Annotated in this window: 17 protein-coding genes; 9 read left to right on the top strand and 8 right to left on the bottom strand. The window is 61.7% G+C overall.

All coding sequences use genetic code 11. From position 1 onward, the window contains the following. Positions 1-201 precede the first annotated feature (201 nt). The 3 genes from IWW33_RS07325 to IWW33_RS07315 are packed head-to-tail and all read left to right on the top strand — an operon-like array spanning position 202 to position 2,813. Positions 202-1,638, top strand: coding sequence for a cytochrome ubiquinol oxidase subunit I (locus tag IWW33_RS07325; protein ID WP_046784713.1), 1,437 nt, complete (start codon positions 202-204; stop codon positions 1,636-1,638). Positions 1,639-1,641: 3 nt separating this feature from the next. Beyond that, a complete protein-coding gene (cydB, locus tag IWW33_RS07320; protein WP_012312717.1) occupies positions 1,642-2,649 on the top strand; it encodes a cytochrome d ubiquinol oxidase subunit II in 1,008 nt (335 codons plus the stop codon). Positions 2,650-2,657: 8 nt separating this feature from the next. Beyond that, the gene (locus IWW33_RS07315) at positions 2,658-2,813 is read left to right on the top strand and encodes a DUF2474 domain-containing protein (RefSeq protein WP_080765861.1); all 156 of its coding nucleotides are present in this window, start codon (positions 2,658-2,660) and stop codon (positions 2,811-2,813) included. A gap of 32 nt (positions 2,814-2,845) precedes the next feature. Here the strand turns inward: IWW33_RS07315 and IWW33_RS07310 are convergent, their stop codons facing one another. Together IWW33_RS07310 and IWW33_RS07305 are read right to left on the bottom strand one after the other, a co-directional pair. Continuing rightward, a complete protein-coding gene (locus IWW33_RS07310) occupies positions 2,846-3,970 on the bottom strand; it encodes a methyltransferase (protein WP_046784714.1) in 1,125 nt (374 codons plus the stop codon). A gap of 92 nt (positions 3,971-4,062) precedes the next feature. Then, the gene (locus IWW33_RS07305; protein WP_046784715.1) at positions 4,063-4,773 is read right to left on the bottom strand and encodes an autoinducer binding domain-containing protein; all 711 of its coding nucleotides are present in this window, start codon (positions 4,771-4,773) and stop codon (positions 4,063-4,065) included. A gap of 212 nt (positions 4,774-4,985) precedes the next feature. Here IWW33_RS07305 and IWW33_RS07300 point away from each other — a divergent pair, with 212 nt between their 5' ends. Next, positions 4,986-5,762 carry a ferredoxin--NADP reductase gene (locus IWW33_RS07300; RefSeq protein ID WP_174142292.1) on the top strand — a complete coding sequence of 259 codons (777 nt, stop codon included), beginning with the start codon at positions 4,986-4,988 and terminating at the stop codon, positions 5,760-5,762. Between the two features lie 69 nt (positions 5,763-5,831). Here IWW33_RS07300 and mscL read toward each other — a convergent pair whose 3' ends face one another. Continuing rightward, positions 5,832-6,251, bottom strand: coding sequence for a large-conductance mechanosensitive channel protein MscL (gene mscL, locus IWW33_RS07295; protein WP_012312722.1), 420 nt, complete (start codon positions 6,249-6,251; stop codon positions 5,832-5,834). Positions 6,252-6,428: 177 nt separating this feature from the next. Here mscL and radA point away from each other — a divergent pair, with 177 nt between their 5' ends. Continuing rightward, entirely contained in the window at positions 6,429-7,796 is a 1,368-nt protein-coding gene (radA, locus tag IWW33_RS07290; protein WP_042111159.1) for a DNA repair protein RadA, read from the top strand. A gap of 95 nt (positions 7,797-7,891) precedes the next feature. On the opposite strand, the gene IWW33_RS07285 is transcribed toward radA, so the two are convergent. From IWW33_RS07285 to IWW33_RS07275, 3 genes are all read right to left on the bottom strand, one after another. Next, positions 7,892-9,409 (bottom strand): nucleobase:cation symporter-2 family protein, encoded by a 1,518-nt coding sequence (locus tag IWW33_RS07285; RefSeq protein ID WP_012312724.1) that lies wholly within the window; start codon positions 9,407-9,409, stop codon positions 7,892-7,894. 263 nt (positions 9,410-9,672) lie between these two features. After that, positions 9,673-10,038 (bottom strand): PilZ domain-containing protein, encoded by a 366-nt coding sequence (locus IWW33_RS07280; protein ID WP_046784718.1) that lies wholly within the window; start codon positions 10,036-10,038, stop codon positions 9,673-9,675. Positions 10,039-10,141: 103 nt separating this feature from the next. Then, positions 10,142-10,423 (bottom strand): lytic polysaccharide monooxygenase, encoded by a 282-nt coding sequence (locus tag IWW33_RS07275; protein WP_231386145.1) that lies wholly within the window; start codon positions 10,421-10,423, stop codon positions 10,142-10,144. Positions 10,424-10,671: 248 nt separating this feature from the next. Between IWW33_RS07275 and IWW33_RS07270 the strand changes: the two genes are divergently transcribed. The 3 genes from IWW33_RS07270 to yjiA all read left to right on the top strand — a co-directional run bounded on the left by IWW33_RS07270 (position 10,672) and on the right by yjiA (position 13,999). Then, positions 10,672-12,738, top strand: a complete 2,067-nt coding sequence (locus tag IWW33_RS07270; RefSeq protein WP_046784720.1) for a carbon starvation CstA family protein — start codon at positions 10,672-10,674, stop codon at positions 12,736-12,738. A 13-nt stretch (positions 12,739-12,751) separates the two neighbouring features. Next, positions 12,752-12,949 (top strand): YbdD/YjiX family protein, encoded by a 198-nt coding sequence (locus IWW33_RS07265; protein ID WP_008094130.1) that lies wholly within the window; start codon positions 12,752-12,754, stop codon positions 12,947-12,949. 72 nt (positions 12,950-13,021) lie between these two features. Next, on the top strand, positions 13,022-13,999 hold the full coding sequence (gene yjiA / locus IWW33_RS07260) for a GTPase (protein ID WP_119688275.1): 978 nt from the start codon (positions 13,022-13,024) through the stop codon (positions 13,997-13,999). Here the strand turns inward: yjiA and IWW33_RS07255 are convergent. Then, a complete protein-coding gene (locus IWW33_RS07255) occupies positions 13,935-15,446 on the bottom strand; it encodes a methylenetetrahydrofolate reductase C-terminal domain-containing protein (RefSeq protein ID WP_174142293.1) in 1,512 nt (503 codons plus the stop codon). The genes yjiA and IWW33_RS07255 overlap by 65 nt on opposite strands. A gap of 215 nt (positions 15,447-15,661) precedes the next feature. Here IWW33_RS07255 and metE point away from each other — a divergent pair, with 215 nt between their 5' ends. Beyond that, on the top strand, positions 15,662-17,962 hold the full coding sequence (gene metE / locus IWW33_RS07250; RefSeq protein WP_174142294.1) for a 5-methyltetrahydropteroyltriglutamate--homocysteine S-methyltransferase: 2,301 nt from the start codon (positions 15,662-15,664) through the stop codon (positions 17,960-17,962). 74 nt (positions 17,963-18,036) lie between these two features. On the opposite strand, the gene IWW33_RS07245 is transcribed toward metE, so the two are convergent. Continuing rightward, positions 18,037-19,215 (bottom strand): acetyl-CoA C-acetyltransferase, encoded by a 1,179-nt coding sequence (locus IWW33_RS07245; RefSeq protein ID WP_174142295.1) that lies wholly within the window; start codon positions 19,213-19,215, stop codon positions 18,037-18,039. Positions 19,216-19,494: the final 279 nt, after the last annotated feature.

Raw genomic sequence — 19,494 nt, 5'->3', positions numbered from 1 at the left:
CGCCTGCCGGGCCATTCGGGACTATGCTTGCTATCAATCGTTGATCTGGATCAATCGTTCCAGAAACAACGATTTGGCCAGTGGGCCGAAATCCCTGCGATCGAACAGAACAATTCCAACGTGCCGCACTCGACACTAACGCGGGGGCAGTGGGCGACGGGCCACGAGCCCGGAAGCCGGATTACCTGAAGAGGAAGCACCATGTTCGGAATAGAAGCCCTCGAGCTCGCCCGAATTCAGTTTGCCTTTACCGTGTCGTTCCACATCCTGTTCCCGGCCATCACCATTGGCCTTGCGAGTTACCTGGCGGTTCTCGAAGGCCTTTGGCTGAGGACCCATGAGCAGGTCTACCGTGACCTTTACCATTTCTGGTCGAAGATCTTCGCCGTCAACTTCGGTATGGGGGTGGTTTCCGGCCTGGTCATGGCCTACCAGTTCGGTACCAACTGGAGTCGTTTTTCCGACTTCGCCGGCGCTGTCACGGGCCCCCTGCTCACTTATGAGGTGCTGACCGCGTTCTTCCTCGAGGCGGGCTTCCTCGGCGTCATGCTGTTTGGCTGGAACCGCGTGGGCCGCGGCCTGCATTTCTTCTCCACCGTGATGGTGGCATTGGGTACGCTGGTGTCGACCTTCTGGATCCTGGCGTCCAACAGCTGGATGCAGACCCCGCAAGGCCACGAGATCATCGACGGTCGGGTCGTCCCGGTGGACTGGCTGGCGATCATCTTCAACCCGTCGTTCCCCTACCGCCTGATGCACATGGCCACCGCCGCGTTCGTTGCCACCGCCTTCTTCGTTGGCGCCTCGGCGGCCTGGCACCTGCTGCGCGGGCGCGATAACCCGGCGGTGCGCAAGATGCTGTCGATGGCCATGTGGATGGCGCTGATCGTCGCCCCCATCCAGGCTGTGATCGGTGATTTCCACGGGCTTAACACCCTCAAGCATCAGCCGGTGAAGATTGCCGCAATCGAAGGCCACTGGGAGAACGTTCCTGGCGAGCCGACCCCGCTGATCCTGTTCGGCATCCCGGACATGGAAGCCGAAACCACCCGCTTCAAGGTCGAAATCCCGGCGCTCGGTAGCCTGATCCTTACCCACAGCCTGGATAAGCAAGTGCCGGCGATGAAGGAGTTCCCGCCAGAAGACCGTCCCAATTCGACCATTGTCTTCTGGTCGTTCCGGGTCATGGTCGGGCTTGGCTTCCTGATGATCTTCGTTGGCCTGTGGAGCCTCTGGCTGCGCAAACGCGGCACCCTCTACACTTCACGCCCGTTCCTGTACCTGACACTGTGGATGGGCCCATCGGGCCTGATCGCCATTCTTGCCGGCTGGTTCACCACCGAGATCGGCCGCCAGCCGTGGGTGGTGTACGGCCTGATGCGTACCTCGGAGGGTGTCTCCAACCATAGCTACGCCCAGCTGGGCTTTACCCTGATTGCATTCGTGGTGGTGTACTTCGCGCTGTTCGGCACTGGCCTGGGCTACATGATGCGCCTTGTGCGCAAAGGGCCGAAAACGGGCGAGGGCGACGAGCACACCCCTGGCGGTCCCGGCCAGAAACGCACGCCGGCACGGCCGCTTTCCGCCGCCGATGAAGGCCGCAAGGCCACTGCCCCCAGCCTGAGCAAGGAGAACTGAGCCATGGGTATCGACCTTCCGCTGATCTGGGCCGTGATCATCATCTTCGGTGTCATGATGTACGTGGTGATGGACGGGTTCGATCTGGGCATCGGCATGCTCTTCCCCTTCGTCAAGGCTGAGCAGGACCGGGATGTGATGATGAACACCGTCGCCCCCGTATGGGACGGTAACGAAACCTGGCTGGTCCTGGGCGGCGCCGGTTTGTTCGGGGCCTTCCCGATGGCCTATTCGGTGGTGCTCGAAGCGCTTTATCTGCCGCTGATCCTCATGCTGATCGGCCTGATCTTCCGCGGAGTGGCCTTCGAGTTCCGTTTCAAGGCCAAGGACGACAAGCGCCACATCTGGGACAAGGCGTTCATCGGCGGTTCACTGGTGGCGACTTTCTTCCAGGGGGTCGCGTTGGGGGCATTCATCGAGGGCTTCAAGGTAGTGGACCGGCATTACGCCGGCGGCACGCTCGACTGGCTGACCCCGTTCAGCCTGTTCAGTGGCCTGGGCCTGATCGTCGCGTACACTTTGCTCGGGTGCACCTGGCTGATCATGAAGACCGAGGGGCCTCTGCAAGCGCAGATGCACAAGCTCGGCCGGCCGCTGGCCCTGGTGTTGCTGGTGGTGATCGGCATCGTCAGCTTGTGGACGCCGATCGCTTACCCACAGATTGCCGATCGCTGGTTCAGCATGCCCAACCTGATCTGGTTCATGCCGGTACCGCTTCTCGTGCTGGTAACGTTCTACGGTTTGTTCAAGGCAGTGGCGCGCAGTGCCAACTACACCCCGTTCCTGCTGACGTTGGTGCTGATCTTCCTTGGCTACAGCGGCCTGGGCATCAGCCTCTGGCCGTATATCATCCCGCCGTCGATCTCGATCTGGGATGCAGCTGCGCCGCCACAGAGCCAGGGCTTCATGCTGGTCGGCACATTGTTCATCCTGCCATTCATCCTGGGGTATACCTTCTGGAGCTATTACGTGTTCCGCGGCAAGGTCACCCACGAAGACGGCTATCACTAGGAGGGCCCATCATGGCTGGCAAACATGGCCTTGAAGAGAAGAAACCCCTGTGGCAACGCCTGGGCTGGTTGTTGCTGATCTGGGCTTTGAGCGTGGCCGCCCTGGGCGTGGCGGCCTATGTGATGCGGCTGTTCATGAGCGCGGCGGGGCTGACCACGCATTGAGGGCCGTGGGGCTGCACTGAGCAGCCCCCGCTTCACTTGCGGGCTTTGAGGATCACGAACTTCGGTGTCGCGGCCACCTGTTCAACTCCCCGGAACAGGCGCGCCAGCTTGCTGTGATAGCCCAAGTGGCGATTACCGACGATATACAACGCACCGCCGACCACCAATGCCTCACGCGCCTGCTGGAACATGCGCCAGGCAAGGAAGTCGCCCACCACCTGCTGTTGATGGAACGGCGGGTTGCACAGCACCACATCCAGCGATTGCTTTTCCACCCCCGCCAGGCCATCGCCTGCCACTACCGTCACCGCGCGATCGCCCAGCGCAGCCTGCCAGTTTTCCTGCGCCGACTGCACCGCCATGTACGATTCATCCACCAGTGTGTAGTGCGCCTGGGGGTTGGCCAGCGCGCTGGCGATGGCCAGCACGCCGTTGCCGCAACCCAGGTCGGCGACACGTGCATTGCCCAAGTCGTGTGGCAGGTGTGGGAGGAAGGCCCGCGTGCCGATGTCCAGGCCGTCGCGGCAGAATACGTTGGCATGGTTGAGCAGTTCGAGCGCAGGTGAGTCGAGGCGGTAGCGGGTCGGGTACGGGGAGCTGGCGGCAGGGCGCTGGGCGAAGGTGGCCGTCAGCAGGCGCGCTTTTTTTTGCGCCAGCGAAGCCTGTACCGGGCCGATGTACTTCTCCAGCAGATCACCCGCAGCCCGTGGCAAGTGTTTGATCATGGCCGCAGCGATGACCTGTGCGCCGGGCGCCAGGTGGCCTTGCAACCGGATCAGTTGCTCTTCGAGCAGTGCAAGTGTTTTCGGCACGCGCACCAGTACGCGATCGAAGTGCCCCTGCCAATGCTCGCTGGCGGGCACGAAAGGTACGCTGTCGAATGCCTTGCCGTTACGCGCGAGGTTTTTTTCCAGGGCCATGTGGGCCAGGTGCGAGTCACCGCTGCTGACCACCGGCACGTGGTCGACCAGGCTGGCGGCCAGCGCGCCGAAGCTGTCATTGAGTACCAGCACCCTGCTCCCGGCCGCCAGTTGCTGAGCGTGCAACTGCTCGAGCAGGTATTCATCGGCGGCGTCAAAGGCCTGCAACGGGTCGTTGGCCTGGTCCGGCTGGCGGATCAGGTCGAGTTCGGCGTAGGGTGTGATCAACAGGGGCATGGCATCAGGCTCGGGCACGGGTCGCCCGTCACAGATCGTCACGGGCTTCGGTACGCGATTCTACAGGGCTTTGCCTCTGGTCGCAGGCCGGGTTATTGATCGATCAGGCCTCGCATCACGGCAATGGCGACGGCGCCTGCCTTGTTGGAAGCATTGGTCTTGGTAATCACGCTGCGGATATGGAAGTTCACTGTGCTTTGCGACAGTGACAGAATGCAGGCGACGTCGGCGGCGGTCTTGCCGGCGGCCGACCATTTCAGCACCTCGAGTTCCCGATCGCTCATCTTCAGCGGCGAACTCAACTTGGCCAGGTGATGCTCACAAATGGTGTCGTGCAGCGTATGGCACAGCCATTGTACTTGGCCGGCCTTGTCGTACAGCTCGTGGGTGTCGATCTTGCCACAGGGCCGTGCCACGCTGACTTGGGTCTCGTTGTGCCTGAGGTCATGCAGCGATTGTGTCCAGCCGTGGCGCAGGCCATGTTTGCAGGCCTGCTCACGAAAATCCGGCGCTTCGCGATACAACTCATCGGTCCACAGTACCGGCCCGGTCGACGTGTGACTCAATGCTGCTGCCGAGTCCTGCTTGTAGAACTCGTCGCGTTGATAACGCTCGATCCAGGCAAGCGGGTAGTTACTGTACAGGTAGAGCCTGGGTGCCTGGGCTGCAAGCTGAATGCGAAGCTTGAGCCCCATGAACTCCATGCCCAGGTCCTGTGCCAGGTGAACCGCGAGGTCGAACACCTTTTGCGGGGTACTTTCGTTGACCAAGCGGTCTAAATGCTCGTGATTCCAGTGAGGCATCAACCCTCTCCCTTGCGTCCAGAGGACCCAATCCGTTTGCATACCGGTGGGATTGTAGGAAAAGACCGAGCGTTTTGTTGGGATTTTTTTGTTAAGAATGTCTCATCATTCCAGGACAGCAGCCAGGCCGTGGCCTGTGACCCTACAATCGAACGGTTTTTATCCTGGCCGCTTTGCGCGACACTGTGCGCACGCTATTCACGGAGCCCGTCATGACCGCCAGTGCCGAAAAGTTTACCCGCCAGACCTTGCTGGACGTCCAGCCACTGACGCCTGGCCTGTTCAGCCTGCGGGTGACTCGCGATCCGGGGTTTCGCTTTCGGGCCGGGCAATTCGCCCGGCTTGGCGTGACCAAGGCCGATGGCAGCGTGGTCTGGCGTGCTTACTCGATGGTCAGTGCGCCGCATGACGAGTATTTAGACTTCTTCTCCATCGTGGTCCCGGGCGGGGAGTTCACCAGCGAGCTCAGCCGCCTTGGCGAGGGTGATTCACTGCTGATCGACCGCCAGGCATTTGGCTACCTGACCCTTGATCGCTTCGTCGGTGGCCGTGACCTGTGGCTGTTGGCGACCGGTACCGGCATTGCGCCGTTCATGTCGATCCTGCAGGACTTCGAGGCCTGGGAGCGTTTCGACAACATCAAACTGGTGTATTCGGTACGCGAGGCCAAGGAGCTGGCCTATGTGGATGAGATTGCCGGGCTTGAACAGCGTGATTACCTGGCAGAGTTTGCAGGCAAGCTGCAATTCATTCCCGTGGTTACCCGTGAGCAGTATCCGGGTGCGCTGAATGCACGTATCACCACGCTGATCGAGAATGGCGAGCTGGAAAAGGCGGCGGGGCTGGAACTGTCGCCTGAGCACTCACGGATCATGCTTTGCGGCAACCCGCAAATGATCGATGAGACCCGCAAGGTGCTCAAGGCGCGTGACCTGCAGTTGAGCCTGAGCAAGCGGCCTGGGCAGGTGGCGGTGGAGAACTACTGGTAGCTGCAAGCTGCAAGCTACAAGTGCTGCCCTTGAGCGGCTTTTCTCTTGCAGCTTGCAGCTTGCCGCGTTTCAAGGCAGGCGATTCTGGTTCTGCGACTTGAGCAGGTCACGAATCTCGGTCAGCAGCGTTTCCTGAGGGGTCGGGGTCGGCGGGGCGCTTGGCGCAACGGCCTCTTCGCGTTTCAGGCGGTTGATCGCCTTGACACCCATGAAGATGGCGAAGGCCACGATTACGAAGTCGATCACGGTCTGGATGAACTTGCCGTAGGCCAGCACCACGGCCGGTATATCGCCCTCAGCCGCCTTCAAGGTAATGGCCAGGTCACTGAAGTCCACGCCTCCGATCAATATCCCCAGTGGCGGCATGATGATATCGCCGACGAATGAGGAGACTATCTTGCCGAATGCAGCGCCGATAATGATACCGACTGCCATGTCGACGACATTGCCCTTGACCGCGAAGGCCTTGAACTCACTGATCATTCCCATGTTCGATTCCCTTGTGACAAATGGTGATGTTTACGCAGTGTAAGCCACTGCATCGCTTCATGCGTGCCGTTCACGGGTAGTGACTGCGCTTGGAACGAATAGTTTTGTCGCATGCCGACGCGCTCGAGACACGTCTGCGTCGGCTATCATGGCGATTTTTTCCAGGAGACCCTGCCCATGGCCAAGGCCAAGCGCTTGTATGGCTGCACCGAGTGCGGCGCTACCTTTCCCAAATGGGCCGGCCAGTGTGGCGAATGCGGGGCGTGGAACACCCTGGTCGAAACCATGATCGAGAGCGGCGGTGCGGCGGCACCCAGCGGTCGCGCCGGCTGGACCGGGCAACAGGCGCAGATCAAGACCCTGGCCGAAGTCAGCGTCGAGGAAATTCCGCGGTTCACCACCAGCAGCACCGAACTCGATCGCGTGCTGGGCGGCGGCCTGGTCGACGGCTCGGTGGTGTTGATCGGTGGTGATCCGGGCATCGGCAAATCGACCATTCTGCTGCAGACCTTGTGCAATATCGCCGTGGGCATGCCGGCGCTGTATGTCACCGGCGAAGAGTCGCAGCAGCAGGTGGCCATGCGCTCACGCCGCCTGGGGCTGCCCCAGGACCAGCTCAAAGTGATGACCGAGACCTGTATCGAAACGATCATTGCCACCGCGCGCCAGGAAAAGCCCCGGGTCATGGTCATCGATTCGATCCAGACCATCTTCACCGAGCAATTGCAATCAGCGCCCGGCGGTGTCGCCCAGGTGCGCGAAAGTGCGGCATTGCTGGTGCGCTATGCCAAGCAGAGTGGCACGGCGATCTTCCTGGTCGGCCATGTCACCAAGGAAGGCTCGCTGGCAGGCCCGCGGGTGCTGGAGCACATGGTCGACACCGTGTTGTATTTCGAGGGAGAGTCCGATGGCCGCTTGCGCTTGCTGCGCGCGGTGAAGAACCGCTTCGGTGCGGTCAATGAACTGGGGGTCTTCGGTATGACCGACCGTGGGCTCAAAGAGGTTTCCAACCCATCGGCGATCTTCCTCAACCGGGCTCAGGAAGAAGTACCGGGGAGCGTGGTCATGGCCACATGGGAAGGTACCCGGCCGATGCTGGTAGAGGTACAAGCGCTGGTCGATGACAGCCACCTGGCCAACCCGCGACGTGTCACCCTGGGCCTGGACCAGAACCGTTTGGCCATGTTGCTGGCGGTGCTGCACCGCCATGGTGGTATTCCCACCCATGACCAAGACGTGTTTCTCAATGTCGTCGGTGGGGTGAAGGTCCTTGAAACCGCGTCGGATCTGGCCTTGTTGGCTGCGGTGATGTCCAGCCTGCGCAACCGGCCGTTGGCCCATGGGCTGCTGGTATTTGGCGAGATTGGTTTGTCGGGCGAGGTACGGCCGGTTCCCAGTGGCCAGGAACGCCTCAAAGAAGCGGCAAAACATGGCTTCAAGCGGGCCATCGTGCCCAAGGGCAACGCACCGAAGGAATCACCGGCGGGGTTGCAGGTGATCGCCGTAACCCGGCTGGAACAGGCTCTGGACGCCTTGTTCGAATAAGCCGCTGGTTGTGCAGGCAATCGGCCGGTGCAGGCAACAAAAAAGGGAGCCGACGATGCGCATCGGCTCCCCCTGGGTCACCGCTCAGTCAGCGGTCAGTGCTCGGCTACCGGCGTTCGCCTGGGCGCCGTATTACCATGCTCGTCCAGCTCCAGGACCGGCACTTCATTGCCCTCGGCGTCGAACAGCTTGCCTTCCTTGAAGTAATCGCCATCACGCAGTGCAGAGATGTCCGAGTACTGGATGGTGCGCTCGTAGCCTGCCGCGAACACTGACTGCTGGTCCGAATTGCCTGCCGTGAAATGGTTGAAGATCAGGTTGAGCACGATGGCCATGATCGCTGCCGAGCTGATGCCGGAGTGGAAGATGGTCTCGAACCAGTTCGGGAAGTGGTGGTAGAAGTTCGGCGCGGCAATCGGAATCATGCCAAAGCCCAGCGAGGCGGCGACGATGATCAGGTTGACGTTGTTCTTGTAGTTGACCTTGGACAGGGTGCGGATACCGCTGGCAGCCACAGTGCCGAACAGCACGATGCCTGCGCCGCCCAGTACCGGGGTTGGCACTGCTGCAATCACCCGGCCCATCACCGGCAGCAGGCCCAGCACTACCAGGATCACACCACCGGTGGCCACCACGTAGCGGCTCTTGACCCCGGTCACGGCCACCAGGCCTACGTTCTGCGCAAAGGCGCTCTGGGTGAAAGAGCCGAATACCGGTGCCAGGATGCTCGAAGCCATGTCGGCGCGCAGGCCATTGCCCAGGCGCTTGGAGTCGACCTTGGTATCGATGATCTCACCCACGGCCAGTATGTCGGCCGAGGTTTCCACCAGGGTCACCATGATCACGATGCACATCGACAGGATCGCCGCGATGTGGAAGGTCGGCATACCGAAGTGGAACGGGGTGGGGAAGGCGAACATCGGGCCTTCGGCCACCTTGCTGAAGTCGGTCATGCCCAGCGCCCAGGCGATCAGGGTGCCGAAGACCATGGCCAGCAGGATCGACAGGCGCGAAATGGTCGCGCTGCCCAGTTTGCTCAGCAGCAGCACGATGGCGAACGTCAGCGCTGCCAGGCCGATGTTGGCCATGCTGCCGAATTCCGGCGAAGCACTGTTGCCGCCCATCACCCAGCGTGCGGCCACCGGCATCAAGGTCAGGCCGATGGTGGTGATGACGATACCGGTGACCAGAGGCGGGAAGAACTTGGTGATGCGCGAGAACACCGGGGTGATCAGAAAGCCGATCAGCGATGCCGCCATGACTGCGCCCAGCACGCCTGGCAAGCCGCCACCGTCCTGGCTGCTGAGAATCGCCCCCATGGTTGCCACGCCTGCGAACGACACGCCCTGCACCAACGGCAACTGGCATCCGAAGAAGGGCAGGCCGAGCGTTTGCAGCAGCGTGGCCAGGCCACCGGCAAACAGCGAGGCCGCGATCAGCATGCCGATCTCGGCACCATTGAGGCCCGCAGCCTGCCCCAGGATCAGGGGTACTGCGACGATCCCTCCATACATGGTCAGCACATGCTGAAGGCCATAGGCCAAGTTGGCTCCAAGGCCGAGGTTTTCGTCCTCGGGGCGCTTGGCGGGAGACGTGCTAGGGGACGTAGTCATTGAGCAGGCTCACTGTTTATTGTTGTGCCGCTACTGTAGACACTTCCTACAAATGATTGCTACAAGAATTGTATACAATATTTTGATTGGAGCGCGAACAAGCAGGCTTGCAGGGTGTGCAAGAACGCAATGCAGATCGCGTACCAACTCATTGAATACGGTGTTAGAGGGGTGTGTACAACGTTGCGATACCCAGGTTGAAAGCTGTCTGGGTAGACAAGAAACACAAGTTGGGAAAGCTATTAGCTAGCTAAGAGATCCCATTATTCGATGAGTTGTCGCAGCTCGCGCATCATTTCGGTGCTGTCGGCCACGTTCAATTCCACAAGACGGTGCAAATGGCTCATCGAATCGATGTCGATGTAGAGGCAGATGAACCCCAGCCGCTTCGCCTCTTCATGGCGTAGTTCCACCTGCATCTGCACATGGGTGTGCGGGTCCAGTTGGATGATCGCATCGAAATCCTGAGTGAGGTCGGCGTTCCACGGCTCAGGGCGCTCGATCAGCAGGCCCTTGAGCGACAGATCCAGGAGTTTGACCGGCCAGCGGCGATCGCCCTGGCGCAGTTCGGTGGGGGCGTCGAAGTCAATGCGCTGGAAGCGCCGGCGATCGTCGGAAGGAGTGGTCATGGCGGGCCCTCGTCAGTAGCACTGACTATAGACCAGCCACGGGCACTCCTGCCGGATGACAGGTGACACGGGGGACATATGGCCGAGTCACCCGGCGCCACCGTTAGCTGGTGACGAAATCGAGGTCGACCACCTGATAGAAGGCCTTGTCGGTCTCGGCTATTTCCCATACGCCCAGCAGTACGTGATAGCCCTGGCGTTCAGGTAGCTCCAAGGTATGCGTGGTGGGTTGTGCCGGCCACATCTGCTCGTCGGTGAAGCCCCAGTAAGGCTGAAGTTCATTGAGGAATGTGGCGAACGGCTGCGGTTCGAACTGGGCACGGGTCAGCGGCTCCCCGGCTTTCAGATGATCGACGCACGATTTCAGCGTGTGCAGATTCGTCAATCGCGTGTCGTCCAAGGGCAATCGGATTGCCTGATCATTGAAAGCGCGTGCCCCTTTCATGCACAACTGGCAAAAATGGCAGGCCCGCCAGGGCGCGTGTTGCTTCCCAGGCATGAGGTTGTACGGGTAGCGGCGTTCTAGAGCCTGTGCTCGCCACCGGCTGTATGCCAATTCGGGATGGTAAACCCTTCAAGCAAGCCCTAGACTCAAGGGGCTGTCTATTCCAACCACTTAGCTGGAAGCATGCCATGAACAACAATAACAGCCTGCTACGCCACATCCCGTGGCTGGCGCTGGCGGTCATAGGGGCTTGTGCGCTGGGTGTGGTCGCCCTGCGTCGAGGCGAGGCGATCAATGCCTTGTGGATCGTGGTCGCGGCAGTGGCCATCTACCTGGTCGCCTACCGTTACTACAGCCTGTTCATCGCCACCAAGGTGATGCAACTCGACCCTCGCCGAGCCACCCCTGCGGTGCTCAACAACGATGGCCTGGACTACGTCCCGACCAACAAACACATTCTTTTCGGTCACCACTTCGCCGCCATCGCTGGCGCCGGCCCCCTGGTCGGTCCCGTGCTTGCGGCGCAAATGGGCTACCTGCCTGGCACGCTCTGGCTGATCGCCGGCGTGGTGCTGGCCGGCGCGGTCCAGGACTTCATGGTCCTGTTCCTGTCTACCCGCCGCAACGGCCGCTCGCTGGGCGACATGGTGCGCGAGGAGATGGGGCGCATCCCTGGCACCATCGCCCTGTTCGGCTGCTTCCTGATCATGATCATCATCCTGGCGGTGCTGGCGCTGATCGTGGTCAAGGCCCTGGCTGAAAGCCCATGGGGCATGTTCACGGTGATGGCGACCATCCCGATCGCGATGTTCATGGGCATCTACATGCGCTACATCCGCCCGGGCCGTATCGGCGAGATCTCGGTCGTCGGCGTGGTACTGCTGCTGGCGTCGATCTGGCTGGGGGGCCAGATTGCCGCGGATCCGGTCTGGGGCCCGGCGTTCACCTTCACCGGCGTGCAGATCACCTGGATGCTGGTGGGTTATGGCTTCGTCGCTGCCGTGCTGCCAGTGTGGCTGGTGCTGGCGCCGCGTGACTACCTGTCGACCTTCCTCAAGATCGGCACCATCGTCGGCCTTGCCATCGGTATCCTGATCATCGCGCCAGAGCTGAAAATGCCTGCGCTGACCCAGTTCACCGACGGTACAGGCCCGGTGTGGAAGGGCACACTGTTCCCGTTCCTGTTCATCACCATCGCCTGTGGTGCGGTGTCCGGCTTCCACGCGCTGATTTCCTCGGGAACCACGCCGAAGCTGCTGGACAACGAAACCAACGCCCGCTACATCGGCTACGGCGGCATGCTGATGGAATCGTTCGTCGCCATCATGGCGATGGTCGCCGCCTCGGTCATCGAGCCAGGCGTTTATTTCGCCATGAACAGCCCGCCCGCAGTGGTCGGGGCCGACGTCGTGTCGGTGGCGCAGACGGTCAGCAGCTGGGGCTTCCTGATCACCCCCGAGCAGCTTGAGGCCGTGGCCCGCGACATCGGCGAGCACACCATCCTGGCCCGTGCCGGCGGTGCGCCGACGCTGGCGGTGGGTATTGCGCAGATCCTGCACCAGGTACTGCCGGGTGAAAACACCATGGCCTTCTGGTACCACTTCGCGATCCTGTTCGAAGCGCTGTTCATCCTGACCGCAGTGGACGCCGGTACCCGTGCCGGCCGCTTCATGCTACAGGACCTGCTGGGCAGCTTCGTGCCGGCGCTCAAGCGTACCGAGTCGTGGACGGCCAACCTGATCGGCACGGCTGGCTGCGTGGCCCTTTGGGGTTACCTGCTGTATCAGGGCGTGATCGACCCGCTGGGTGGCATCAACACCCTGTGGCCGCTGTTCGGCATCTCCAACCAGATGCTGGCCGGTATCGCCCTGATGCTGGGCACGGTGGTATTGATCAAGATGAAGCGCCAGCGCTACATGTGGGTCACCTTGCTGCCAGCGGTGTGGCTGCTGATTTGCACCACCACTGCCGGGCTGATCAAACTGTTCGACCCGAACCCTGCGGTTGGCTTCCTGGCCCTGGCCGAGAAGTACAGCACCGCCCTGGACGCCGGCCAGGTGCTGGCCCCGGCCAAGGATATCGGGCAGATGCAGCACGTGATCTACAACGCCTACACCAACGCCGGGCTCACCGTGTTGTTCCTGATTGTGGTGTTCAGCGTGTTGTTCTTTGCCGTCAAGGTCGGCTACGCCGCCCTCGGCCGCAAGGAACGCACCGACAAGGAAACCCCGTTCCAGGCACTGCCTGACGCTTGAGAGGAATGCTGCGATGTTCAACGACCTGGGTCGGCTGGGTAAATACCTGGGGCAGGCAGCCCGCCTGATGGTCGGCATGCCCGACTACGACAACTATGTCGAGCACATGCAGACCAAGCACCCGGACAAGCCGGTGATGAGCTACGAGGCGTTCTTCCGGGAACGCCAGGAAGCCCGCTACGGTGGCAAGTCCGGCCCCAAGTGCTGCTGATTCGGCACACTGCGTGAACCTGTGGGAGCCTGTGGGCTCCCACAGTCATTTTCAGCTTCAGGAGATTTCTGCGTGCAGACGCCAATTCCCGTAACCGTGCTCACCGGTTTTCTCGGTGCTGGCAAGACCACTTTGCTCAAGCACATGCTAAAAGCCGAGCACGGCCTTAAAATCGCCGTGATCGAGAACGAGTTCAGCGAGGCAGGCATCGACAGCCAGCTGTTGGGCGACGAGCCGGTGCAGGTCATGACCCTGGCCAACGGCTGTGTATGCTGCAGCATTCATGGCGACCTGACCCGTGCCCTGTTCCTGCTGCTCGAGCGCCTGGACGCCGGGGAGATCGCTTTCGATCGCCTGGTGATCGAATGCACTGGCCTGGCCGACCCCGCGCCGGTGGCGCAGACCTTCTTCGTCGAAGAGCAATTGCGCGACCGCTATATCCTCGATGGCATCATTACCCTGGTCGATGCGGCCCATGCCGAGCTGCATCTGGCCCAAACCATCGCGCAGGCCCAGGTGGGCTTTGCCGACCGCCTGTTGCTGAGCAAGACCGACCTGGTCGAGCCGGCGGCGGTGGACGCCTTGCGCGAGCGCCTGGCGCGTATCAATGGCCGTGCGGCGTTGCGCGTGGTCGAGCACGGCCGTATCGACCTGGCCGAACTGCTCGACGTGCGCGGGTTCAACCTCAACCCGGATCTGGGCGCCAACCTCAAGCCAACCCTGCGCCCGGCGTTCAAACCCGCCACACCTGATCGTATCTCGACCCTGGTGTTGCGTACCGAGGTCCCCCTGGACATCGACCGCCTCAGCGACTTCATGAACGAATTGCTCGAGACTCACGGCAAGCAACTGCTGCGCTATAAAGGTGTGCTCAACATTGCCGGAGAAGACCGTCGCCTGGTGTTCCAGGGCGTGCTCAAGCTCTATGGTTTCGATTGGGACGCCGAGTGGGCCGAAGGCGAAACGCGCGAAAGCGTGATGGTGTTCATTGCCGATGAACTGCCTGAGGCGAAGATTCGGGCGGGTTTCGAAGCGTTGGCTGCGGGCTGAACCGGGCAGGCGTCTGCACGGCGAACCACTGCGGCCATGAACTGCGGTGACGCGTTTGTACCTCGATGCAGGGGATCAGCCGTTCGGTGAGCACGGCGGTCTGTTGCACGGCTTTGGCGGTGCGGTAATTGACGCTGTGGATGCACTCGCGGTCGCCGAACTCACAGCGGTTCAGCGCAGTACCGCCACAGGGGCCGTTGGCCAGGCCCTTGGGGCAGGTTTCGGGGCAGATGTACAAGGTGTCTTCCAGGCGGCACCGGCCACAGGTGTCGCAGCCCAGCAGCGGGCGCTTCACGCTGCGCTCCAGCCCGTGCAGCCAGCGGGCGCCGCTGTCGCTGGCCCACAGCGGCTGGCGCACGGCCCAGCCAAAGGTCTTGCTCAGCCAGTTGTTACGGCTGAACAACAGGGCGTGAAACCCATGCAGCAGGTGATAACGCAGTTTCTCCCTGGCGGTTGCGCTGACCCTCGACTGGCCTTGGCGCCAGTCTGCTTGTGGTGGGTGAAAGGTCACCGCCGGCAGGCCTGGCATCTGCCAGCTGCCGGCCCAGGCCGTTGTCCACTGTTCCTGTGAATGGACACGTGCTTGCCAGTCCTCGATGCGCGCCTCCAGGGCGAGCAGTTGCTTGAGTTCGTGAACACCTGAAAGGTGCACCCCGGCATACCCCATCAACTTTACGCCAATGATCTGCAGGGCCAGGCGATCAAGGCCGCGTGCCTGGGCATAGGCTTTGGATACGCCCGCTTCGGCCTCAAGCATGTCGCGCATCGACGGCGATACGGTAACGCCGGCGACATGCTCGAGCATCGCTGCACGGCCATGGCTCAGGCTCATCAGGCAGGCCAGTAGGGGCTTGGGTTCGGCCTGACGCCCCATCCACTGCATGGCCTCCAGATGCTTGCTGGCATCGAAGCCCAATTGCAGGGTGAGGAAATCGGCGCCCGCAGCGAGCTTCTTCTCTGCCTTGAAATACTGCGCACCGCCTTCCTCCTCGCGGTATTTGAATGGGTTGAGTGCAGCCCCCAGCAGCCAGTGGGGGCAGGCCTTGCGAGCAAGTTGCAGTGCGGCGACCGATTCCAGATAGCGCACCGGGCGCTCGCCTGGCTGGTGGCCTGGCAGGCGATCGCCGGTCAGTAGCAGCAATTGGTCGAGGCCGGCGGCGTCCATTCTTTTCAGCTGCGCGAGCAGATCATGGCGTTCACGGTCCTTGCCGGAAAAGTGGGGCAGGGCAGGGACGGGTTTACTGAAGCTGGACAGGGCGTCCAATGGTGAGAGGTCCAGCGGGCTGCCGACACGGTCGCCGATGGCTACGGTCATTGGCCAGCCGCACAAGTGCCCACGGGCCATGATCGCCTCCATCGCAGCGAAGCGTTCGGCCGACGGCTTGGGCACGAACTCCATGACGCAGACGAAGGTTTTTTCGCGCAGCGCCGATTTCAGCAGGCTCATGGCAATGGGGCACCTGGATTGTTCAGTGAGGCATTGTGCGACGCGTCTTGGGCGCAGGCTTGTCTGCGAGCGTACCAGGCTGCTCTGAACAAGACGTGCCCGGCCTATTCATCATGAAAGAATCTTGACTTCATCACAAATTAAATGAGTTTGTCTCATTGTGTGGCGGGCCGGAAAATCCCCCTCATTATTTTTTGCATTCTGAGGGACAAGAGATGGCACTGGCACATAACCTGGGTTTTCCGCGTATCGGCCGCGACCGCGAACTGAAAAAAGCCCAGGAAGCCTTCTGGAAAGGTGAGTTGGACGAAGCCGGCCTGCGCAAGGTTGGCCGCGACTTGCGCGCGGCGCACTGGCAAGCCCAGAAGGATGCTGGCATCGAGCTGTTGCCCGTCGGCGATTTCGCCTGGTACGACCAGGTACTGACGCACTCGCTGACCTTCGGCGTCATCCCCGAGCGTTTCCGAGGCCATGACGGTGCCAAGCCCACCCTGCAAACCCTGTTCGCCATGGCCCGTGGCGTGGCGACCGAGCGCAGTGCCAACTGCTGCGGCGCTGCCCACGCCCAGGAAATGACCAAGTGGTTCGACACCAACTACCACTACCTGGTACCTGAGTTTACCGTCGATCAGCAATTCGCCCTGAGCTGGGAGCAGCTGTTCGAGGAAGTGGACGAAGCCACGGCATTGGGCCATGCCGCCAAACCGGTGGTGATCGGCCCGCTGACCTACCTGTGGCTGGGCAAAACCAAAGGTGGCGACTTCGACAAGCTGGAGCTGCTCGACCGCTTGCTGCCGGTGTATGACGAAATCCTCAATCGCTTGGCTGGTCAGGGTGTGGAGTGGGTGCAGATCGACGAGCCGATCCTGGTACTCGATCTGCCGCAGGAATGGAAAAACGCCTATGAGCGTGTCTACAACATCCTCCAGCGCGCCCCTTTGAAAAAACTGGTGGCCACCTATTTCGGCGGCCTGGAAGAAAACCTCGGCCTTGCCGCCAACCTGCCCGTCGACGGCCTGCATATCGACCTGGTGCGGGCGCCGGAGCAGTACCCGACCATCCTCGACCGCCTGCCGGCCTACAAGATACTGTCGCTGGGCCTGGTCAACGGCCGCAATGTCTGGGCCTGCGACCTGGAAAATGCCGTTGATGTACTGCGTCACGCTGCCGAGCGTCTGGGTGACCGCCTGTGGGTCGCACCATCCTGTTCGCTGTTGCACAGCCCGGTGGACCTGAGCCGTGAAGACCAGCTCGACACCGAGCTGAAAAGCTGGCTGGCCTTCGCCGTGCAGAAATGCCAGGAAGTCGCCGTGCTGGCCAAGGCCATCAATCAGCCGGACGCTGCCGAAGTTGCCGCCGCACTGGCGCGTAGCCGCGCCATCGAGGCTGGCCGCGCCAGCTCGCCGCGTATCCACAAGCCTGCCGTACAGGCGCGTGTCGACGCGATAAAGCCTGGCGACAGCCAGCGCCTGTCGGCGTTCGGCCAGCGCATTGCCAAGCAGCGAGCCGGGCTGAACCTGCCTGCCTATCCGACCACCACCATCGGCTCTTTCCCACAGACCCCTGCCATACGCCTGGCACGCCAGGCGTTTAAACAGGGCAAGTTGACCGAAGCCGATTACGTCGAAGCCATGCACAGTGAAATTCGCCATGCCGTACAGATCCAGGAAAACCTGGGCCTGGACGTACTGGTGCACGGCGAGGCCGAGCGCAACGACATGGTGGAATACTTTGCCGAGCAACTCGACGGTTACTTGTTCACCCGTTTTGGCTGGGTGCAGAGCTATGGTTCGCGGTGCGTGAAGCCGGCGGTGATCTACGGTGACCTGAGCCGGCCTGAGGCAATGACCGTGGCCTGGACCCGCTATGCACAAGGGCTGACCGGCAAAGTGATGAAGGGCATGCTGACCGGCCCGGTGACCATGCTGATGTGGTCGTTCCCGCGTGAGGATGTCAGCCGCGAAGCCCAGGCCCGTCAACTGGCGCTGGCGATTCGCGATGAAGTGCTCGACCTTGAGGCAGCTGATATCAAGATCGTGCAGATCGACGAGGCCGCCTTCCGCGAAGGCCTGCCGCTGCGTCGCAGTGCCTGGCCGGCTTACCTCGAGTGGGCCACCGAAGCCTTCCGCCTGTGCGCTTCGGGCGTTCGTGACGAAACACAGATCCACACCCACATGTGCTACAGCGAATTCAATGATGTGATCGAGTCGATCGCTGCGATGGACGCCGACGTCATCACCATCGAGACATCGCGTTCTGACATGGAATTGCTGGAGGCGTTCGAGAAGTTCGACTACCCCAACGAGATCGGCCCAGGTGTGTATGACATTCACTCGCCACGGGTACCGACCAGAGAGGAGATGGTCAAGTTGCTGCGCAAGGCGGCTTTGCGTATTCCGGCCGAGCGTCTGTGGGTCAACCCGGATTGCGGATTGAAAACCCGTGCCTGGCCTGAGACCGAGGCGGCGTTGGTGAACATGGTGGCGGCGGCTCGTGAGTTGCGCGCCACAGCCTGAGCATTTGCTGCTTGTACTGCCCTCATCGCCGGCTTGCCGGCGATGAGGGCAGTGCTGTCTGCCTTAAACCAGGATCAACGCTCGATCGCCAAAGCGACACCCTGGCCCCCGCCGATGCACAGCGTGGCCAACCCCTTCTTGGCGTCGCGCTTGATCATTTCGTGCAGCAAGGTCACCAGCACCCGGCACCCCGAAGCACCGATCGGGTGCCCAAGGGCAATTGCCCCGCCGTTGACGTTGACCCGCGCGGCATCCCACTCCAGCGCCTTGCCCACCGCCAGCGCCTGTGCGGCAAAGGCCTCGTTGGCTTCGATCAGGTCAAGCTCGCCCAATTGCCAGCCGGCCTTGTCCAGGCAACGCTGGGTGGCCGACACCGGGCCAATGCCCATGATTGCCGGGTCCACCCCCGCACTGGCGTAGCCGGCAATTTTGGCCAGTACCGGCAGGCCAAGGGCCTTGGCCTTGCCCGCACTCATCAGCAGCACCGCAGCGGCGCCGTCGTTGAGGCTGGAGGCGTTGCCAGCGGTGACGCTGCCGTCTTTCTTGAAGGCCGGGCGCAGCTTGGCCAAGGAATCAGCGGTGGTGTCCGGGCGTGGCTGCTCGTCACGGTCAAAGACCTTGGGGTCACCTTTTTTCTGCGGCATCACAATGGGCGTGATCTCGTCCTTGAAGCGGCCGGCATCGATGGCGGTCACGGCCTTGCGTTGCGATTGGGCAGCGAACGCATCCTGCTGTTCACGGCTGATGCTGTACTTCTCCACCAGGTTCTCGGCCGTAATGCCCATGTGGTAGTCGTTGAAGGCATCCCACAGGCCGTCGGTGATCATGCTGTCGACCAACTGGCCGTGGCCCATGCGCTGCCCGGTTCGCGCCGAAGGCATCACGTAGGGGGCCAGGCTCATGTTCTCCTGGCCTCCGGCGATCACCACCTCGGCATCACCGCAACGGATGGCCTGGGCCGCCAGGTGCAGGGCCTTGAGGCCAGAACCGCAGACTTTGTTCAGGGTCAGCGCCGGCACACTGTAGGGCAGGCCGGCCTTGATCGCGGCCTGGCGGGCAGGGTTCTGCCCGGCGCCGGCGGTGAGTACCTGGCCGAGAATCACCTCATCGACCTGTGCCGGGTCCAGCCCGGTCTGCTCCAGCAGGCGCTTGATCACGGCAGCGCCCAGGTCTACCGCGGGCACGTTGGCCAGGGCACCCTGGAAGCTGCCGATGGCGGTTCGGGTTGCGGCGACGATGACCACGTCGTTCATGTTGTTGTTCTCCGTGTGCAGGTGGGCGCCAAGCGGGCGCAGTGCCACCAGCTTCGGCGGGTTTGGCTCATTTGTTAAGTTTGTTTTTCTTTGCCATTGATGTGAAAAACCAATCAATGGCTCCTGGGCTGGTGTCCGGTCTTTGCTCTTAACCACCGGATCTTGCCGGCGACAGAGTGTTCATCGGGAGGCGCATCGTTTTGCATCCCTTTGATCACCCCGTAATATGTGTCGGATAACCTGTGGGGGTAGTCTCACCCTCTGATCAATCGGAATCGC

This window comes from Pseudomonas sp. M2 (assembly GCF_015751845.1).
Lineage (GTDB): Bacteria > Pseudomonadota > Gammaproteobacteria > Pseudomonadales > Pseudomonadaceae > Aquipseudomonas > Aquipseudomonas putida_E.
This window is presented reverse-complemented; position numbering and strand designations above follow the sequence as displayed.